We start from the raw sequence: 18,010 nt of genomic DNA, 5'->3' as shown, positions 1-18,010 counted from the left end.
TTTATCACTTCTTTCTATTATAAATCAAAGGAAACACGATCTTTTGGTTTTTCCGTGATCTCTTCCAGTTTCACCTCAAACAATTGTGCAAGCTCTTCATTTGTAGGGTAGCTCCCTACTTTTTCAATATGACCATTCACTAATACAACCGGTAAAGCGTCTGGTCCTTTTTCATGTAATACCTGGTTCACAACATTGTTTTTAGCAAATTTATCAGGATCAGTTGTTAACTGATAACGTTTAATATCAAAGCCTTTATTCTCAAGAAGATAAATCGCTGTTGCTACTCTTGTTAATTCAGGGTCAACACTTGGACCACATACTCCAGTTGGACAACACATCGCCGGATCATAGATTTCTACTTTTTTCATACCAATACCCCCCTATTTATTTTGAAGCTACTCATACACTTTTACTTCCCAGTATCACGAAAATGCTTGATTCTTTCGCCAATTTCATCACGAACACGTTCAAAGAATGCCCATTTCTCTTCATCTGTTCCTTCTGCTTTCGCTGGGTCATCGAATCCCCAATGTTCTCTTTTTACATGTGGTGGTGTCATTGGGCATTTGTCTGCTGCATCCCCGCATAATGTCACGACTAAATCAGCATTATTTAAAATTTCAGGATCAATAATATCTGATGTTTGCGTTGAAATGTCAATATCCGCTTCCTTCATCGCTTTTACCGCATTAGGGTTTAGACCATGTGCTTCAATACCCGCACTATAAACATTCCAGTCATCACTTAAATATTGCTTCGCCCAACCTTCTGCCATCTGGCTTCGGCAAGAATTTCCTGTACATAAAAAATAAATCGTCTTTTTACTCATGATCCCAATCTCCTTTTTGAAATTAATTATTTTGCTAATTTGGCTGCAGGAAACCAATGTCTTGTATTATTGGCGATTTTGACTAAATAAAGCATTAACGGCACTTCAACAAGAACCCCTACAACCGTTACTAAGGTAGCCCCTGAATTCAGGCCAAATAAAGCAATCGCCACAGCAACAGCTAATTCAAAGAAATTACTCGTTCCGATCATCGCAGCAGGTGCCGCAACACTATGCTCAAGCCGCCACTTTTTCGCCCAATAATAAGCAATAATAAAAATTAAGAACGTTTGAATAATTAACGGAATCGCAATTAAAGCAATATGAAATGGATTATTTAATATCACTTCACCTTGGAAAGAGAAAATAATGATTAAGGTAAGTAAAAGTCCAACCATAGTAAACTTTCCGGCTCGCTTCAAATACACTTGTTCAAACCATTCTTTCCCCTTATTTTTTATTAAAAGCACCCGAGAAATGTAACCTGCCGCTAATGGAACGACAATAAATAAGACAACCGATAGAATGACGGTTTCATACGGAACAATAACATCATTAATTCGAAGTAAGAACATAACAATCGGTCCATAAGCAAAAATCAAGATTAAATCATTGACCGATACTTGAATCAATGTGTACCCTGCATCACCCTTTGTTAAATAGCTCCAAACAAAAACCATTGCCGTACAAGGAGCAGCTCCTAAGAGTACAGCACCGGCAATATATTCTGTCGCAAGATCTCCTGAAATAAATGGTGAAAATATCACCTTGAAGAATAACCAGGCAAAGAAAAACATTGTAAAAGGCTTAATGATCCAATTTACAACCAGTGTAACAACGAGTCCTTTCGGCTTTTTCCCCGCATTGACAACACTTTTGAAATCGATTTGCGCCATCATTGGGTAGATCATCAGCCATATTAATATAGCTACTGGAATTGATACTTGGGCATATTCAAATTGGCTAAGTGTTTCTGGAACCTGCGGGAGCCACTGCCCTACCGCTAGACCAACAAGAATACATAGTGCCACCCATATCGTTAAATAGCGTTCAAAAAAGCCAATCCCTTTCTCTTCTTCTCTACTATCATTACTCATTTCTTCACACTCCTATATTAATTTATTAATCACATGAAATCCGTAGCCCAAGCTCTGTCAATTCCGTTAATTTATACTCTTGATTTGGCAGAAGCCGAAGAACAGAATGAACAATCGGGTAATCGGCATGTTCTTTATTCAGCGAATAAAAAATCCATTGCGCTTTTCTAGTTTCCTTGACTAAGCCAATGTCCTTTAGCTTTCGAAGATGTTGACTAATCGCAGGTTGACTCGTTTTAAAGATTTCAACAAATTCACAAACACAGCACTCGTGAGAATCAAGAATCTTCAACATCGTCAAACGTGTTTTATCACTTAGCAATTTTAATATTGTTGCCGCTTTATCAATGTCAATCGTTGCTGCTCCCATCAACTTTCCTCCTTTACTTATCCATACATAAAGATATAATAATATGCTTATATACAAGATATAACTTAGTATGAATAGTTTTTTAATTGTTCATGATAGTATACAATAATGTTTAGAAATGAAATGTCACCTTTATATAATCATCTACTTATATAATATTGCACTTATATATAAAATTCAACAGTTACTATGTTAAGGTTTTGTAAAGAATCAAGTTAATTTCATTCTTCCACAACTCACATCGATGATTAATAAGGGGGCTAAAATTTGAAAAAGATTATTAAAGTTGTTGCAGCTATTATTGAAAATGAAGATCAGGAAATCCTATGTGCGCTTCGCTCTCCTCGTATGTCGACCCCATATTTCTGGGAATTTCCTGGAGGGAAGGTAGAGAAAGATGAAGATATCTATACAGCCTTAAAAAGAGAGATAAAAGAAGAGCTTCGCTGTCAAATTGAAACAATCGAACAATACACTGACACTACTTACGAATATGAAAATGTAGGTATTAACTTAATTACCATTCGTGCAAAAATTATTTCAGGTACACCTGTTCCAAATGAGCACTCAAAACTAATTTGGCTCAAAAAAGAAAACCTCTCCTCTCTTAAGTGGGCCCCTGCTGACCTTCCTGCGGTTCAACAATTGATGAATAAAGAGTAAGTTACACAAGCATAGATTTTTATGAATAACTTCATAAAAAAGTAGAGCGCACAGTAACAAAATACTGTGCACTCTTTTAGATTGTACGATTATCACAACATTTCAATAAACTCTTCGGGTATGATAAAAATACACCTCAAAAAGAGATCATAAACAGATTTGTCTTGCTGAGGTGTTTGTCACTAACCTTCAATTATTGGAAACAGAATCTGACCAGGGCTGTCACTCTTTAAAAATGTTTGCAGAATGACTTTTGAGAGCTTACTTGGTTGATATGGTTTAACCAAATAGTCACTTACCCCAAGTTTTTTCCCTTTGTTATATTCATCTAACGCTGAGGAAATGAATATCGGTATATCCTTAAACTGTTCATCTTTCTTTAACTTTGTAATAACCTCCCAACCATTGATCTCATCACTTAGCATGATATCGATAACAATGGCAGCTGGTTTCTCTGTCATCTTCTTCATACCATCGAGCGCCTCAGTGCCACTCTGATAATAGTTCACATTAAACCCTGTATCGAGCAATTCACTTTGCAGTAAGGACCCTAAACTTACATCATCTTCAATAACGACTACAGTTCCTAACATAGATTGTTGAGAACGATTAGTATCAAGTATTGTGGCCCTTTTGACTAGTGGAAAGGAAAGGGTAAACACACTACCGTCTTGTGGCTTGGATTGAACGGAAATCTCTCCATCATGTACTTTCATAATTTCTTTTACAATGGATAAACCAAGCCCTGTTCCGCCAATCTTTCGCCTATCGGAATTATCGACACGGAAAAATTTCGTAAACAGGTTTGGCAGTGCATCTTCAGGTATTCCTAGCCCTTCGTCTTTAATATCTATATAAAGACTTCTATCTTTGTCATACATGGTAATCGTTATATTGCCACCATTCGGCGAATATTTCACAGCATTACTAATAAGATTGTTAAATGCTTGATATAACTTGTCTTTATCACCTAGCACTGTCACATAGTCAGTCTCTTTGTTGATGTGAAATTGATGAATCTTTGTGTTTATCAGTTGCGCATCAATGACTTTTTCAATAATTGGGATAATATTATGATACTTCTTTTCATATACTTGGTTTCCAGATTCCATTCTTTGAACATCTAAGAAATCATTAATTAAAACCGTTAATCTCTTTGCCTCTTGATAAATCGTAGTCAAGTATTTTTCCTGGCGCTCCGGCTTTAATTTTTTATGCAAAAGAACCTCTGAAAATCCTAAAATACTTGAAAGCGGTGTGCGTAACTCATGACTGACAGTACTTACAAATTCTGATTTCATTTGGTCAATTTCAAATTGCTTTGTAATATCCTGATGGACAAAAACAGAGTCGACCTTTTTATTTCTTCGATAAATAGGTTCATAATACAGTTTAATTACTTTTCGTTCTGGTTCAGTGATTTCATAGATAAAAGAGTCATTTTCAACTGATTCCCCATTATGGATATCCATCATAAACTGGATTAACTCCTGCTCTTGTTTCACTCTTCCTGATAACTTGCTTAGCCAGTCTGTTAAGGTCAATTGAGCGTTGGAAAATTCTACCCCCGTTAACAAATAAAGCTGCTTATTAGATTGTAAGATTGTCCCATCATCATGAATTAATTGGACACCTTCACGAAGGGTTTCCATAATTTCTTTAGTTAATAAACGCTGATTTTCTGTTTCTTCATACGACTTTAATTTATCTAATGATAGTGCCAATTGCTTTGCTAACCCTTCAAACTCTGTTAATTCTGTATCTGTATACCGTTTTCCAATTCTAGTAAAGACCATAATTGCAGTAATCTCTTTTTTCGTAGAAAGAACTGGTAGTATAAGATCATAGCTCCAACTAGATTCTGTTAAATAACCATTCTCCCCTGCAGAACTTTCTCTTTCAATAATAAAAGAAGCTTTCGTTTGCTTTAATCTCACTAAATAACTTTTATCTAATTCTGAAATAAATTGTTGTATTCCGTCATCAGATACTCCTAATGAGGCATAATCGTTGTTGTCTAATAGAATAATCATTCCTTTATCAGCATGGATTAACTTTACCATATTATAAACAATATTCGTCAGTAGCTCTTTTCTATCTAGAGTATTTGATAGACTATTTACTAATTCATTTCTTCTTTTTAATATTCTTTCATTCGTATCTTTATAACTTAGAGCTTCTTGCAACTCAGTTTGTTGCGCTTGAAGTTCTTCTTGCTGAGCAATTAACTCTTCATTTTGAGCAACTAGTTCCTGCTCGTTTTCTTGAATACTCTTTAACATCCGTTGGAAGGCCCTTGATAAATCCCCTATTTCATCGTTACTTTCAATATACTCAATTTTTCTAATTTCTTTTCCTTCACCAACCTCTTTCGCTATCGTAGCTAAATGTTGAATCGGTTTTTCTAATCGAATACTCATCAATCTGGTCATGATTAAAATAAACATCATCATTAGTGTAATAAAAATTATATAAATCCATCGATTTTTTGCTTTTTCAGCAGCGTATAGTTGAAGATGTTCCTCTACCTGCTGGCTTAAATCATCTAGATAATTAGACAACGTAATTTGAACTTCATTAATTTCCTTTGTTACTTGTTCTTCTTCAGAAAGAAGGATTAACTTCTCTGACTCTCCTTGTTCTATATAAAGTTCCATACGTGGTAATAGTTCGTAAAAATAATAATCATAAAAGTCTGTTACTTGACTTAAAAACAAACTGTCTTCATTACTTGACATAGTATTTCCTAGTTTATCAATTACGGTGTCAACTTCTTGACGTTGTTTATTAATCTCATAGAGCATTTCTACCTGCTGAAAAGCAATATAACCTCTTGCCTCAAAAAAGATCCGATTAAAAGCCTTGTCCAAGTATAGAGCATCTTGTTCTTTTTCTAGTAAGTTCTGGTTTATTGTTTCAAACTGCTTATCGTGAACATGTCCATAATACTGAAAAATGATACTGGCAACTAAAATAATGACCGTGACAATACTCACCATCCCAATCATTTGCCGATGGATATTTTTTTTATACGGTTGTTTCACCTAAAATCTCCCCAATCACTTCTACTAGCATTATTGGACTAAACGGCTTTGATATAAAATAATCAGCACCAGCTTCTTTTACTTGATCCTTATCTGTTTGCTGATTTTTAGCTGTAAGCATCATAATTTTTACATTTTCTTTTTCAGGTAATTCTCTAACTTTCTCAATCACTTCTAGTCCAGTCATGACGGGCATCATAAAATCTAGCAAAATTAAATCATAATCATTTTTTTGAATCAATTGAAAAGCCTCTTCCCCATCAACTGCTTCGTCAATTTCATATCCCTCATCTTCTAATGTATCGACAACTAACATACGTAAAACCTCTTCATCTTCTGCGAGTAATAGTTTAGCCACAGTTTACCATCCTTCCTAAACAAAACTTTTATTTCAATTTACGAATCAACCGTTTAATTCGGTCTTCAATCACATGGATATTAAACGGTTTTGCTACATAATCATCTGCACCTAACTGTAGTGCCTGTGAAATATCCTTTTCACTTTTACGAGCAGTTAGCATGAGAACTGTGAAGCGGTCTTGATGTTCCATTGCACGAATTCTCTTTAATACTTCGATCCCATCTATGTCTGGCATTACACCATCAAGAATAATTAACCCTGAACTCTCAGTTTTGTGCCATTCTTTTTCAAATAATTCATTGCCACTTTTAAAGGGTGACGCTTCTATTGTAATTGATCCTTCTTCAGTTATTTTTTTCAAAACCTCAAGCATAATTGAACGAATAATAGGGTCATCATCAACAATAGCTGCTTTAATTACCCTTTTCGGGGTTTTACGAAGCTTACGATCCCACCTTTTAATTTGGTTCCTTCCTGATTGCTTTGCATTATATAAGGCAGCATCCGCCGTTTTTACCCAATATTCTAATTCAATATTTGCATCATTGATTTCTACAACGCCAGCTGAGAAGGTTACGTTAAAGGTTTTATGATCTTCTGTAAACTCTTTACTTGAAAATCCCTCTAATAAACGCTCAAGTATATTTTCTGCATGATCTACCTGAGTATTTGGGATTAAAAGGACGAACTCCTCCCCACCATATCGAAATACAGTATCATTTTTTCTACTAAACTTATTTAAATACGATGCAAACTCTTTAATTACTTCATCCCCAACTAAATGCCCGTATTGATCATTAATATCCTTAAAATGATCCAGATCTAATATTGCCAGACAAAAGCTAGTTTCATTCCGATATGACTCATTACATAATCTTTCAAAACTATCTTTTAAATGTTTCCTGGAATAAACTCCTGATAATTCATCAATTAGAACAAGTCGATCAACTAACGCTTTACGTTCAAGCTGCCGCTTTACTCGTATGATGAATTCACTCATATCAAATGGTTTCGCAATAAAATCGTCTGCCCCAAGCTCATAGCTTTTCATTCGAACCTCTTTACTATTATTTACACTAATCATAATTTGTGGGATAAACTGCTTGTTTAACTTATGATTTAAAATGCTTAAAACACCCAGTCCTGTTTTTTCTTTCAGATATAGATCAACAATGACGCAGTCAGGTTGATAATCGTAAAATATTGATATCGCTTTTTCAGGATCAGCTGTTGCAAAAACATGCCAACCTTGTTTTTCTAGCTCCTCTTTTAAAAACATGAGTAATGTAAGATCATCATCAATTAATAAAATTTCTGGAATATTCGTATTGCTTGTGACTACCGGTGAAGGTTCAAACAATACTTTCTCCTGAATGTTTCGATAACAAGTTATAATAAGCTCATGTAATAAATGCTGTACCTGATCAATCTCCCATGCTTGTTCATTATCCTCATCCAACTCTTCCATTACTCGACTACTAATACGATAGATTTCTTCTAAACCAATTGTTGCTGCTGTTCCTTGAATCGAATGAAGGAAACGGTATATCTCCTGCTGAGAAACTTTTTTAGATTGATTCATCCAGTCCGCTAACTGTTTTTGAATATTCTGCATTAAGGCTTGTCTATATTTTTCCAACTGATTAATCCTCCACTCCTAAACCAACCGTGCATTTTCGACATTTTTATCATCTGTACCAAACACTATTTTACAATAAATCAATCATCAGTGATGTGATTTTTTTTAAGCCATTCCATTTGCAAGATTAATAGCTTCCCTCTTGAATAGAAGACAAACAAAAGCAAACAATGCGGTGCACTGTTCGCTTTTGTTTGTCATTCTTTTTCACCTTGGTATTCCTTTTTGATTGCTTTTTTCATATAAACAACATTCGTTCCTTTTTTAATAATATAAGGGCGAATAAAATTACGGAAAACAATTGCACCGACAACATAAGTCAGCAATAAAAACGGAAATGGAAATACCAAACTATGGAGAACAATTTGAAGAAACCCTCCCTGAGAATAAGGCGGAAATACCGATTTTAATGCCAGCGAAGTTGTACCGTAGAATAACATCATTGCTAAAATATTAATCAAATGAAACAAGAGTAGTTGACGATACCCGTTTACTTCTCGTTCTAGCTTCCGTTGTACGAGAAGAACAATAGGCATGACAGTGATTGCACTGATTGCTGACATAATAATGATAATTAGATCATAACCTTCCATATTAATTCCTCACATTCAAATATGATAATCTTTATGGGTTTGTTAAAAACACTTTCCCATTTGTTTTCTGGGACAACTCGACAACTTTCAGTGCTTCTTTTATGTTCATCAAATTATATGTGGAGTTTATCGGCATTAAACTTAATTTACGCTCGTTGATCAATGATAAGATATGTTTAAATGTCTCTTGCCAGATTTCTGATGTAACTTTATTGTTCCAATGTCGCAGATGAAATAAGCTGGCATTAACTTGTCCTTGTCTATCAATTTCCGCCCAGTTTACTTGTTTACCAGATAATAAGCCAATCGTTAAAAAATAGCCATTAGGCTCTAAACAAAAAGCTAGCTCTGTACCATCAGGCCCACCAATTGAATCAATTGCCGCTTTTCCTCCTCGCCCGTTCGTTAACTCCATCACTGCTTCATATAAGTTTGTTTCAGACGTATTAATAACATGTGAGGCACCAAGCTCTAGCAAATCTTTCGTATAGTGATGATTTCTCGTGACTGCAATCAAACGAAACCCAAAAATTTTTGCTAATTGCGCATAGATATGCCCAATAGCGGAACCGCAAGCATTAACAATGAGAACATCGTTTTGTCTCAATCGCAATATTTCTGTACACGTTACCCAGGCTGTCATTGGATTAATGTACAATTGAGCAGCTGTAAAGTCATCAATAGAATCCGGCACAATCACTGTATAATCCACTTCTGTTTTTACAAGATCCTGCCACGTCCCTTCCCCGCGTAACGGCAAGACACGTTTTCCAATGAGGTGATTTGAGACCTTTGTCCCGACAGCCTCAACAATCCCTACCCCTTCATAACCAGGAATATTCGGCAATGAAATTCGATGGGAGTATGAGCCTCTGATTGGAATTAAGTCAGAAGGATTAATCGGTCGCGCGCTCATTCTGACAAGTACTTCGTGATCCAGCAGTCGCTCAATCGTTCTCCGTTCTACTTTTAGTACGTCGCTTGGTTTACCAAATTCATAAAACCGAATGCATATTCCATCCATAGTTATTAGCTCCTTTGCTAATATATCTTTTCATTCATTTTACAACAATTCTCATACTTATTTTAGTTTTCAGACAACTAAAAATACATAACTTTACAAACGCGTATATAATAACGATACAATAGTTAAAATGATTTAAAAAGAAAATAGCTCTTAACCTTATCATATCTTAATCCACGTTTTTTGAGGTGATTGCCATTTGGACATTATCTATTATTTAATCGCTGCATTCATTATTTGTCATGTTCCGGTTATTAGAAGGATTGCTTGCACAGTTAATACGTTAATTCATGAGTCTGGTCATGCGATCGCAGCCATTCTTACAAGTGGAAAAGTGTATTCTGTCTCTTTATTCGTAAATAGTGAAGGAGTCGCCGAAACGGGTACACGTTCATGGTTTAGTCGGTTAATTGTAAGTTATGCTGGATATACTACCTCATCACTTGCTGCATTTGTTTGTTTTTTCTTCATTTATAAAGATCAACCGCATGTAATCTTTTATGGTCTGTTAGGGTTAGCCATCTTGAACCTTTTACTATGGGTACGTAACACTTACGGAATTTTATGGCTCCTAACCTTTATTAGCTTTAGCATATACATTACATACAATGACTTCTCCTCTTTACAATTGTCATTTACGTTATTATTGGCCAGTATTATCCTAATTCACTCAATATCAAGTGCTTTTACTGTCTTCTATCTTAGTATCTTTCAATCAACTCAAGCAGGTGATGCTACAAACCTCGCAAAGCTTACTTTTCTGCCAGCTGTTTTATGGGGGCTTCTATTTTTTATTCAATCATTGGTTAGTAGCTATTTTATTTTTTCCCTTTTCCTCCTTTAAACAATCTTGGCGTATTCGCATTGCATTAGTTATAATTGGAAAGATTAAACAGTAAATTATAGAAAATGAGGTCTATGTATGCCGATGAAAAGCTTTAAAGAGTTGAAACTAAGTGAAGAGATTCAACAATCATTATCAGCCCTGCACTATGCAGCGCCAACAGAAGTACAACAAAAAGTGATACCCTTGGCATTAACAAAAGCCGATCTTGTAGTTAGATCACAAACAGGAAGCGGCAAAACAGCCTCTTTTGCCATTCCGTTATGTGAATTAATTGAATGGGAGGAAAATAAACCGCAAGCATTAATCCTGACTCCAACACGGGAACTTGCTGCACAAATAAAAGAAGATATCATTAACATTGGTAGATTTAAACGCGTAAAAGCGGCAGCAATTTTTGGAAAACAGTCCTTTGAGAAGCAAAAATTAGAATTAAAGCAAAAAACACATATCGTAGTCGGAACTCCTGGACGAGTACTGGATCACATTCAAAAAGGGACTCTTTCGACGGATCAAATAAATACACTTATTATCGATGAAGCCGATGAAATGTTCAATATGGGTTTCATCGACCAAGTTGAAGCCATTATCAATACATTACCTTCAGAAAGAGTAACCTCTCTCTACTCTGCAACGATACCTGATGATGTTGAACGTCTTCGTCAAAAGTATATGAAAAATCCGACTGAGATTAAAATTACCGGGACTGGTTTAACAACAGAGAAAATTGATCATTCACTTCTTAGAGTGAACGAGGAAAATAAGCTGGCTCTGCTAAAGGATATTACAATTGTTGAAAATCCGGATAGCTGTATGATCTTTTGCAGTACTCAAGAAAAGGTTGATCAGTTATTTCACCATTTAACCCGTGCCAATTATTCTTGTAAAAAAATACACGGGGGACTCAAACAGGAAGACCGGTTTTCTGTAATGAATGCATTTAAACGCGGTGCCTTCCGATATCTTATAGCAACAGATGTAGCTGCAAGAGGAATTGATGTTGAAGCTATTTCACTTGTTATTAATTATGATTTTCCATTAGAAAAAGAAAGCTATGTCCATCGTACAGGCCGAACTGGACGTGCCGGTAAAGGTGGAAAGGCGATCACATTTGTCACAACACTAGAAGAAAAGTTTATCCCTCAGCTTGAGGAATATATTGGATTTTCAATTCCGTTCACCTCTCCTCCTTCAAATAAAGATGTGAACGCCAAAAAAACTGCCTTTCATAAGAAAATGAGCGAAAAGCTAAAAGAAAAAGAAGATAAAAGTAGTACTTTGAATAAAAACATCATGAAGATATACTTTAATGGCGGAAAGAAAAAGAAGCTAAGACCAGTTGATTTTGTTGGTACAATCACGAGCATTTCAGGCATTACCGCCGATGATATTGGCATTATTTCAATTGAGGAAAATGCAACATTTGTTGATATTTTAAATGGCAAAGGGCCACGCGTCCTCCAAGAAATGAAAAAGAAAACCATTAAAGGGAAACAGTTAAAAGTCCATCAAGCAAAGAAATAGAACCTAAATGACCCTCGATTCACTGATTGGTTTTATTACCAGCAATTGCTTTTGCTCTTAGGTCATTTTCTTGATATACTATTTCTTGTACAGCTGATATAACGTTCAGGCAATCGCTGCGACACTGTTGTCGTAGAGGAAAGTCCATGCTCGCACGGTGCTGAAATGCCCGTAGTGTTCGTGCCTAGCCAATTAATAAGCTAGGGCAATTTGGCAAGATACTTGCTGGATTGACGGCGGGAAAAAACGCCTACGTCTCTGTTGAGATATGGTCGAGTATCCCTGAAAGTGCCACAGTGACGAAGCTTAAAGGGAAACTTTTAAGGTGGAACGCGGTAAACCCCACGAGCGAGAAACCCAAATTTGGTAGGGGAATCTTCTCAAAGGAATCAAACGGAGAGAAGGACGGCTGCATAAGCAGTCGTAGTCAGATGGTTGCCACCGGAGTACGAGGGTAAAACCGCTTGAAGTACGATGGTACAGAACATGGCTTATCGAACGTTATTGAGACAGTCGTCACAACAACCTCTATTATGGGGTTATTTTTTTTGCAAAAAAAAGACATCCTGAAATCAAAATATTTTTATAAATAACTATCCTAGAAAATTGTGGCATAATATGTAGGTAAAAAATTAGTGAAAGCTGTTACCAATATCAAAAGATAAGGGTAAAAGAAGTCACAACAAGTTTTTTAGGTTTTTTACACAATAACAATCTGAAGATGTCTAAATTATAGTCTTTGGTAGCTTTAGTAAACACGATTTGTGAGTGCACAGGAGACCAACGTTGATGAATCATTCCGTCACCGTTGGTCTCTTTATTTATATTTTTGCAATAGTCTCACTTTTCTATTTAATTTTTATTTTATATATAAGGAGGATTTCAATTGAATCGATGGTTAGTTGTACTTGGAGCAATTATAATTCAAATTAATTTAGGTGCAGTCTATGCGTGGAGTTTATTTAATCAACCACTTATTGATAAATTTGGTTGGGACCGAGAAGCCGTTGTCGTCACATTCTCTCTCACGATTGCAGTATTTGCCTTAACAACTATTTTTGCAGGGAGACTACAAGATAAGATCGGGCCACGGTGGGTTGCAACGATTGGGGGCGGATTACTCGGGCTTGGCTTAATCCTGTCCAGTCAAGCAACGACTCTCTTCCAATTATATTTCTACTATGGCGTAATTGGTGGAATTGGGATTGGCATGACCTATGTTTGCCCTTTATCTGCTTGTGTGAAATGGTTCCCAGATAAACGAGGCTTCATTAGTGGTGTTGCTGTTGCGGGCTTTGGATTAGGAGGCTTAATTTACAAGCCTATTATTGGTTACTTTATTACTCAAACTGGTGTCTCTTCTTCCTTCTTATACTTAGGAATGATTTATCCTATATCGGTCATTGCAGGAGCACAACTGTTAAAGAATCCGCCCGCTCTTGCAGCAAAAGAATCTAGCAGCAGTATGTTACATACTGCAACTGACTTTTCAACAAAACAAATGCTAAAAACACATCAATTTTATATGTTGTGGGTAATGTTCCTATTCGGTAGTATGTCAGGTCTCATGGTGATTAGTTTTGCAGTTGATATTGGTGTTGAATTAGTTCACCTTGATCTTGAGAAAGCAGCAAACGCAGTAATGGTCATAGCTTTATTTAATGCCGCCGGACGGATTGTCCTTGGGAAAATTTCAGATCAATTCGGACGAAAAAATACGTTAATGGTAATTTTCGGTTTAACAGCACTTGTGATGTTTTATATGGGTTCCGGCATGTTGAATTATCCTATGTTTTTGCTGTCTGTATCATTAATTGGTTTTTGTTTTGGTGGATTTCTTGCTATCTTCCCTTCTGTTACCGCTGATTATTATGGCACAACTAACATTGGAACTAATTATGGTTTTATGTATCAAGCCTATGGAATTTCCGCCTTTGCAGGACCATTTATTATTAAAGTCATTCCTTTTACCCAAGCTTTTTTTCTTTCAGGGGTAATCTGTATACTCGCAATCATCATGGCTAAATTCGTTCAAGTTCCAACGCTGGCAACACCAAAAACGAAGGAGTTGTTAAGAAAAGGAGCCTAGACAATAAAATTTATAAAAACTGGACAATGCGATACAAAGTTTCCCAAAACTAAGGTTAATCCGGCTTACGAGTTATATAATAAAAGTATACAATTCTTTATATTTTGGTGTAACTGAAAAAGGAAAAGTGCGTACACAGGAGAAATATAAAAGTTAATTTAGTTGAAGGAGTTGAAAAGTAGATGTGAATGCAGTAATTTTTGATCTCGAGCTTGTGAAACGCTTTAAAGTAGGTCAACCTAGTGAAATTGTTGAAATTGGTGCATGTAAGGTCAACTTATCGACGAAGCAAATGATTGATCAGTTTCAGTTATATATCTCACCAAAGCATGGGTACATTTCAAAAAGCACAAGAAAATTTATTAACATGAAGAAAGAGGATATGAAAAATACTGTTCCATTCCATCAAGGTATTGAGCAGTTTACAGAGTGGCTGGGCAATGAATATTATTTATGTTCATGGGGAAAGGACGATAAAGCACATCTGATTAATCAGTGTGTACGAAATCGAATCGAACTGGAATGGTTAAAGAACTATAATGATATTCAAAAACAAATCGGGAAAATCATTAGTGCTGAGCACACCCAATTAGGATTAAAAAATGCCCTGCAGCTAGCAGGTATTGAACCAGTTGGCAAGGCACATCGAGGGATTGACGATGCGATCAATACAGCAGAGTTGTTTATCAAGTATATTGATAGCATTACACTTAATGAAAATATCCTCTCAAAGAAAGAAATCTCAAAACAATATGTAAAAATTAAAAAGATGCGATCCCTTCAACGTTCAGAAGCACAAAAAAGACGTAATGAAAAATAATCATTACATACTAAATACATCAATATTGATGTATTTAGTATGTAATTAAGATAAAAATAATAGACTACAATCACATCATTATAAGACAGGTGATAGCAGTCTAGAAATCGATTCTTTAAATCGTATATATTTTGAGCGCTGATCATATAGCTCTTGTGTTAATTCAGTACAGTATTTCATATCCTCTTTAAAGTATCTCGCAAGCGCTATTGAGGTTTCAATATCATAAATAAATGCATTGACTTCAAAATTTAATTTAAAGCTCCTCATATCGATATTGGCGGTACCTACTGAATTGATCGTTTCATCGATAACAATTGTTTTTGCATGCATAAACCCGTTTTCATATATATATACTTTTGCACCTGTCTTTAACAATTCTCCAACATGGGATAACGTAGCCCAGTAAATGAAAGGGTGGTCCGGTTTATCTGGAATCATTATTCGAACGTCCTTACCGGAAAGAACAGCAATTCTAAGCGCATCTAAAAGACTTTGATCAGGAATGAAATAAGGAGTCTGAATATAGACCGACTTTTTAGCTGACATAATCATATAAATATAACCGTTTTTCACTTGCTCCCATTCAGAGTCTGGGCCACTTGAAACAATTTGCATGGCCGCTTTGCCCGTTGATACCTTCTTTGGAAAATACCGTGCATCATAATTGATGAAATAACGCTTAGAGGCATGATTCCAATCCAGTATGAACCTGGCCTGAATTGCATCAACTGCAGGTCCCCTGATTCGCAAATGGGTATCTCTCCAATAGCCAAACTTTTCACTTAACCCTAAATATTCATCCCCAACATTAAAACCACCGATATAACCAATTTGACCATCGATATTTACTAATTTTCGGTGATTCCGGTAATTTAATCGTAAATTAATGAGAGCTAGCTTGGAAGGAAAAAAGACACCAACCTCTCCACCAGCACCTACTAGCTCAGCAAAATCCCTCCGTCTTAATTTACGAGAGCCTAAATCGTCATATAATACTCTAACTTTCACACCCTCTTTGGCCTTTTCTACAAGTGTGTCAATGATTTGCTTCCCTAGTCCATCATTTCGAACAATATAATATTGGATATGAATAAAGCTTTTTGCCTGGCGAATATCTTCTAATAAGGAGTCAAACTTCTTACGACCATCTGTAAAGATATTTACCTCATTCCCATTTGTTAACAATGCATCGTTATTAATCAGATGCATATAAATCAAATCTCGATATTTCTTAGTAGTTATCGTCTCAAATTTGTATTCTACATTTTTAATTTCCTTAATCTGAGCAGCAATGAGACCTTCTATTCCAATTTTACGATAAACTTCCAAATCAAATAATCGCTTTTTCGACAGATTCTGACCAAGGAAAAGGTAAAAAATGAAACCTAAAAACGGAATAAAAAATAAAATTAGAATCCATGCCCATGTTGCACTCGCATCTTTACGCTCGATAAAGATAATGACACTCGCTAATAACATATTAACAATAAACATAATCGTTGATAAAATAAAAAATAAGTTCATTAATTTTTTCCTACCCCTAAATATGTCTTACACTTATTTTATCATTACCATTTAAAGGCTCCTACATATTTGTTAAATTGTACCTTTAATTACACAATTTGAGGTTTATTTACTAAAACTTTGGATAAAAATAACATTCCCAAAAAATAATTAGAGTTCTCTACTTTTTCCACAATCTATTTCATACTGAATTACGAATTTCTGCTATTGATTAAACATCCCATTTTGATTAAAATAATCAATATAAGAACATCTGTTTGCACCAAAATGATTTGAGGTGACGGAAATTGAAACTGTCTCATGAAGAGTTAATTCTCATTGAAAAAAATATTCTCCTGCCATTAGTAAGAATCGTTTTGGAAAAGGATCTTAAAACGATACACAGTTCCCCTTTCAAACTAAAACAACCTTATATTCAATTAGTGGACCGAGCACTTATCCAGCTAAGTAAAGAATTACAGATGGTGAAACGAGAGTCGTTCAGTAACGGAATAAAAGTAATAAGAGGCAATAAGGATGTAGCGTTCAGTGAATACGATTACTTTTGCAGGGGATATCATGGTAAACGTAAATACTCAAACGCAGAACTTCGTAACAAAACTTTACGTTGTCTTGAAGGTTACCTTTTATACAGCTCGCAATGATGAGATTATATCCAAATCATCAAAAAAAAGCCGCCTCTCTACTTCCTAAAAGATAGAAAGACGGCTTTAGTCATTTTATTCTTCAGTTGCCTGAAGATATTGTTTGGTAATCGTAATATCTGAATGACCTGCAAGTTCAGCAACAATCGAAACATCTACACCTTTTCTTAATAATTCATAACAAAAAGTATGACGAAGCTTATGCGGATGTACACCATACTGCTGTAACGTGTGCTGTACTGTTCGTACTGAAAGCCGTTTCTGATTTTTCGCTATAAATAATGCCTCATTGTCATCGATTCTAGAATCTAAATATTCTTTTACCGATTGAATACATACATTTGAAAGTGGGATAACTCGTTCGGCATGTTCATTCTTAACAATTAACTTCCCAGTCTGATTACTAATCTGTACGTCAGAACGATTGAGAGCACAAAGCTCTGAAACTCTGACACCTGTATATAATAGTAAATTTACGATGGCAGCATTTCTCTTGCTTCCATCTTCATTCATTTTTGAAAGTAAACCTTTAATTTCATCATGACTTAAACATTCCGGGGGAACAGCTTTGCCGGAGCTTTCAATACGGTGAACCTTTTCCATAAGTTCTGGTTTATTAATCGATACAGCAAATGCTTTGATTGTATTATATATCTTATTTATCGTTGATGCATTACGCTGTTGGGATTCAAGATAATCCATATACATTTGGACATCATCACTCGTAACGTTCTGGATTGATTTATTATTCTGATCTAACCAACTACAAAATGTATAGAGAACACCTCGATAGGTCTTTACAGTATTATTCGATCTTCCTTTTTCTAATAAATAATTAGAAAAGAAGTCGAGCATATCATCTGTCTCTCCAGCGCATTTCATATTTTCCATGAACTACTCCCCCCTTTATTTACTTACTATTAATCTACCACAAATTTT

At 35.5% G+C, this 18,010-nt stretch carries 17 protein-coding genes and 1 other RNA gene; 7 read left to right on the top strand and 11 right to left on the bottom strand.

Going from position 1 to position 18,010, the window contains the following annotated elements; genetic code table 11:
- Positions 1–17 precede the first annotated feature (17 nt).
- The 4 genes from arsD to ACJ2A9_RS16160 are packed head-to-tail and all read right to left on the bottom strand — an operon-like array spanning position 18 to position 2,299.
- The gene (gene arsD / locus ACJ2A9_RS16175; RefSeq protein WP_441422708.1) at positions 18–371 is read right to left on the bottom strand and encodes an arsenite efflux transporter metallochaperone ArsD; all 354 of its coding nucleotides are present in this window, start codon (positions 369–371) and stop codon (positions 18–20) included.
- A gap of 41 nt (positions 372–412) precedes the next feature.
- Complete coding sequence (gene arsC, locus ACJ2A9_RS16170; protein WP_441422707.1) at positions 413–832, bottom strand: arsenate reductase (thioredoxin); 420 nt, start codon at positions 830–832, stop codon at positions 413–415.
- Between the two features lie 26 nt (positions 833–858).
- Positions 859–1,929 (bottom strand): ACR3 family arsenite efflux transporter, encoded by a 1,071-nt coding sequence (gene arsB, locus ACJ2A9_RS16165; RefSeq protein WP_441422706.1) that lies wholly within the window; start codon positions 1,927–1,929, stop codon positions 859–861.
- Between the two features lie 25 nt (positions 1,930–1,954).
- A complete protein-coding gene (locus tag ACJ2A9_RS16160; RefSeq protein ID WP_441422705.1) occupies positions 1,955–2,299 on the bottom strand; it encodes an ArsR/SmtB family transcription factor in 345 nt (114 codons plus the stop codon).
- A 267-nt stretch (positions 2,300–2,566) separates the two neighbouring features.
- On the opposite strand from ACJ2A9_RS16160, the gene ACJ2A9_RS16155 reads away from it, so the two are divergent.
- On the top strand, positions 2,567–2,962 hold the full coding sequence (locus ACJ2A9_RS16155; protein ID WP_441422704.1) for a (deoxy)nucleoside triphosphate pyrophosphohydrolase: 396 nt from the start codon (positions 2,567–2,569) through the stop codon (positions 2,960–2,962).
- 182 nt (positions 2,963–3,144) lie between these two features.
- On the opposite strand, the gene ACJ2A9_RS16150 is transcribed toward ACJ2A9_RS16155, so the two are convergent.
- The 5 genes from ACJ2A9_RS16150 to ACJ2A9_RS16130 all read right to left on the bottom strand — a co-directional run bounded on the left by ACJ2A9_RS16150 (position 3,145) and on the right by ACJ2A9_RS16130 (position 9,623).
- Positions 3,145–6,006 carry an ATP-binding protein gene (locus ACJ2A9_RS16150; protein WP_441422703.1) on the bottom strand — a complete coding sequence of 954 codons (2,862 nt, stop codon included), beginning with the start codon at positions 6,004–6,006 and terminating at the stop codon, positions 3,145–3,147.
- Entirely contained in the window at positions 5,990–6,364 is a 375-nt protein-coding gene (locus ACJ2A9_RS16145) for a response regulator transcription factor (RefSeq protein WP_441422702.1), read from the bottom strand. The genes ACJ2A9_RS16150 and ACJ2A9_RS16145 overlap by 17 nt, the downstream gene beginning before the upstream one ends.
- Positions 6,365–6,392: 28 nt before the next feature.
- A complete protein-coding gene (locus ACJ2A9_RS16140) occupies positions 6,393–8,006 on the bottom strand; it encodes a diguanylate cyclase (protein ID WP_441422701.1) in 1,614 nt (537 codons plus the stop codon).
- A 197-nt stretch (positions 8,007–8,203) separates the two neighbouring features.
- Positions 8,204–8,599: a hypothetical protein gene (locus ACJ2A9_RS16135; protein ID WP_441422700.1), complete on the bottom strand. Its 396-nt coding sequence runs from the start codon at positions 8,597–8,599 to the stop codon at positions 8,204–8,206.
- A 31-nt stretch (positions 8,600–8,630) separates the two neighbouring features.
- Positions 8,631–9,623 carry a zinc-dependent alcohol dehydrogenase family protein gene (locus ACJ2A9_RS16130; protein WP_441422699.1) on the bottom strand — a complete coding sequence of 331 codons (993 nt, stop codon included), beginning with the start codon at positions 9,621–9,623 and terminating at the stop codon, positions 8,631–8,633.
- Positions 9,624–9,822: 199 nt separating this feature from the next.
- Between ACJ2A9_RS16130 and ACJ2A9_RS16125 the strand changes: the two genes are divergently transcribed.
- The 5 genes from ACJ2A9_RS16125 to ACJ2A9_RS16105 all read left to right on the top strand — a co-directional run bounded on the left by ACJ2A9_RS16125 (position 9,823) and on the right by ACJ2A9_RS16105 (position 14,900).
- Positions 9,823–10,467, top strand: a complete 645-nt coding sequence (locus ACJ2A9_RS16125; protein WP_441422698.1) for a M50 family metallopeptidase — start codon at positions 9,823–9,825, stop codon at positions 10,465–10,467.
- A 78-nt stretch (positions 10,468–10,545) separates the two neighbouring features.
- A complete protein-coding gene (locus tag ACJ2A9_RS16120) occupies positions 10,546–11,991 on the top strand; it encodes a DEAD/DEAH box helicase (RefSeq protein WP_441422697.1) in 1,446 nt (481 codons plus the stop codon).
- A 101-nt stretch (positions 11,992–12,092) separates the two neighbouring features.
- An RNA gene (rnpB, locus tag ACJ2A9_RS16115) (RNase P RNA component class B) lies at positions 12,093–12,490 on the top strand.
- A gap of 387 nt (positions 12,491–12,877) precedes the next feature.
- Positions 12,878–14,080, top strand: coding sequence for an L-lactate MFS transporter (locus ACJ2A9_RS16110; RefSeq protein WP_441422696.1), 1,203 nt, complete (start codon positions 12,878–12,880; stop codon positions 14,078–14,080).
- A 184-nt stretch (positions 14,081–14,264) separates the two neighbouring features.
- Positions 14,265–14,900 (top strand): exonuclease domain-containing protein, encoded by a 636-nt coding sequence (locus ACJ2A9_RS16105; RefSeq protein ID WP_441422695.1) that lies wholly within the window; start codon positions 14,265–14,267, stop codon positions 14,898–14,900.
- Positions 14,901–14,978: 78 nt separating this feature from the next.
- Here the strand turns inward: ACJ2A9_RS16105 and cls are convergent, their stop codons facing one another.
- Complete coding sequence (gene cls, locus ACJ2A9_RS16100; RefSeq protein ID WP_441422694.1) at positions 14,979–16,427, bottom strand: cardiolipin synthase; 1,449 nt, start codon at positions 16,425–16,427, stop codon at positions 14,979–14,981.
- Between the two features lie 287 nt (positions 16,428–16,714).
- Between cls and ACJ2A9_RS16095 the strand changes: the two genes are divergently transcribed.
- Positions 16,715–17,071: a hypothetical protein gene (locus ACJ2A9_RS16095; protein ID WP_441422693.1), complete on the top strand. Its 357-nt coding sequence runs from the start codon at positions 16,715–16,717 to the stop codon at positions 17,069–17,071.
- A 75-nt stretch (positions 17,072–17,146) separates the two neighbouring features.
- Here the strand turns inward: ACJ2A9_RS16095 and ACJ2A9_RS16090 are convergent, their stop codons facing one another.
- The gene (locus ACJ2A9_RS16090) at positions 17,147–17,962 is read right to left on the bottom strand and encodes a tyrosine-type recombinase/integrase (RefSeq protein ID WP_441422692.1); all 816 of its coding nucleotides are present in this window, start codon (positions 17,960–17,962) and stop codon (positions 17,147–17,149) included.
- Between the last annotated feature and the right edge of the window lie 48 nt (positions 17,963–18,010).

Source organism: Anaerobacillus sp. MEB173 (genome assembly GCF_052119505.1).
Taxonomy (GTDB): Bacteria; Bacillota; Bacilli; order Bacillales; family JBJMAU01; genus JBJMAU01.
Note: the sequence above shows the minus strand (reverse complement) of the source record. Positions and strands in the feature narration are given on the sequence as shown.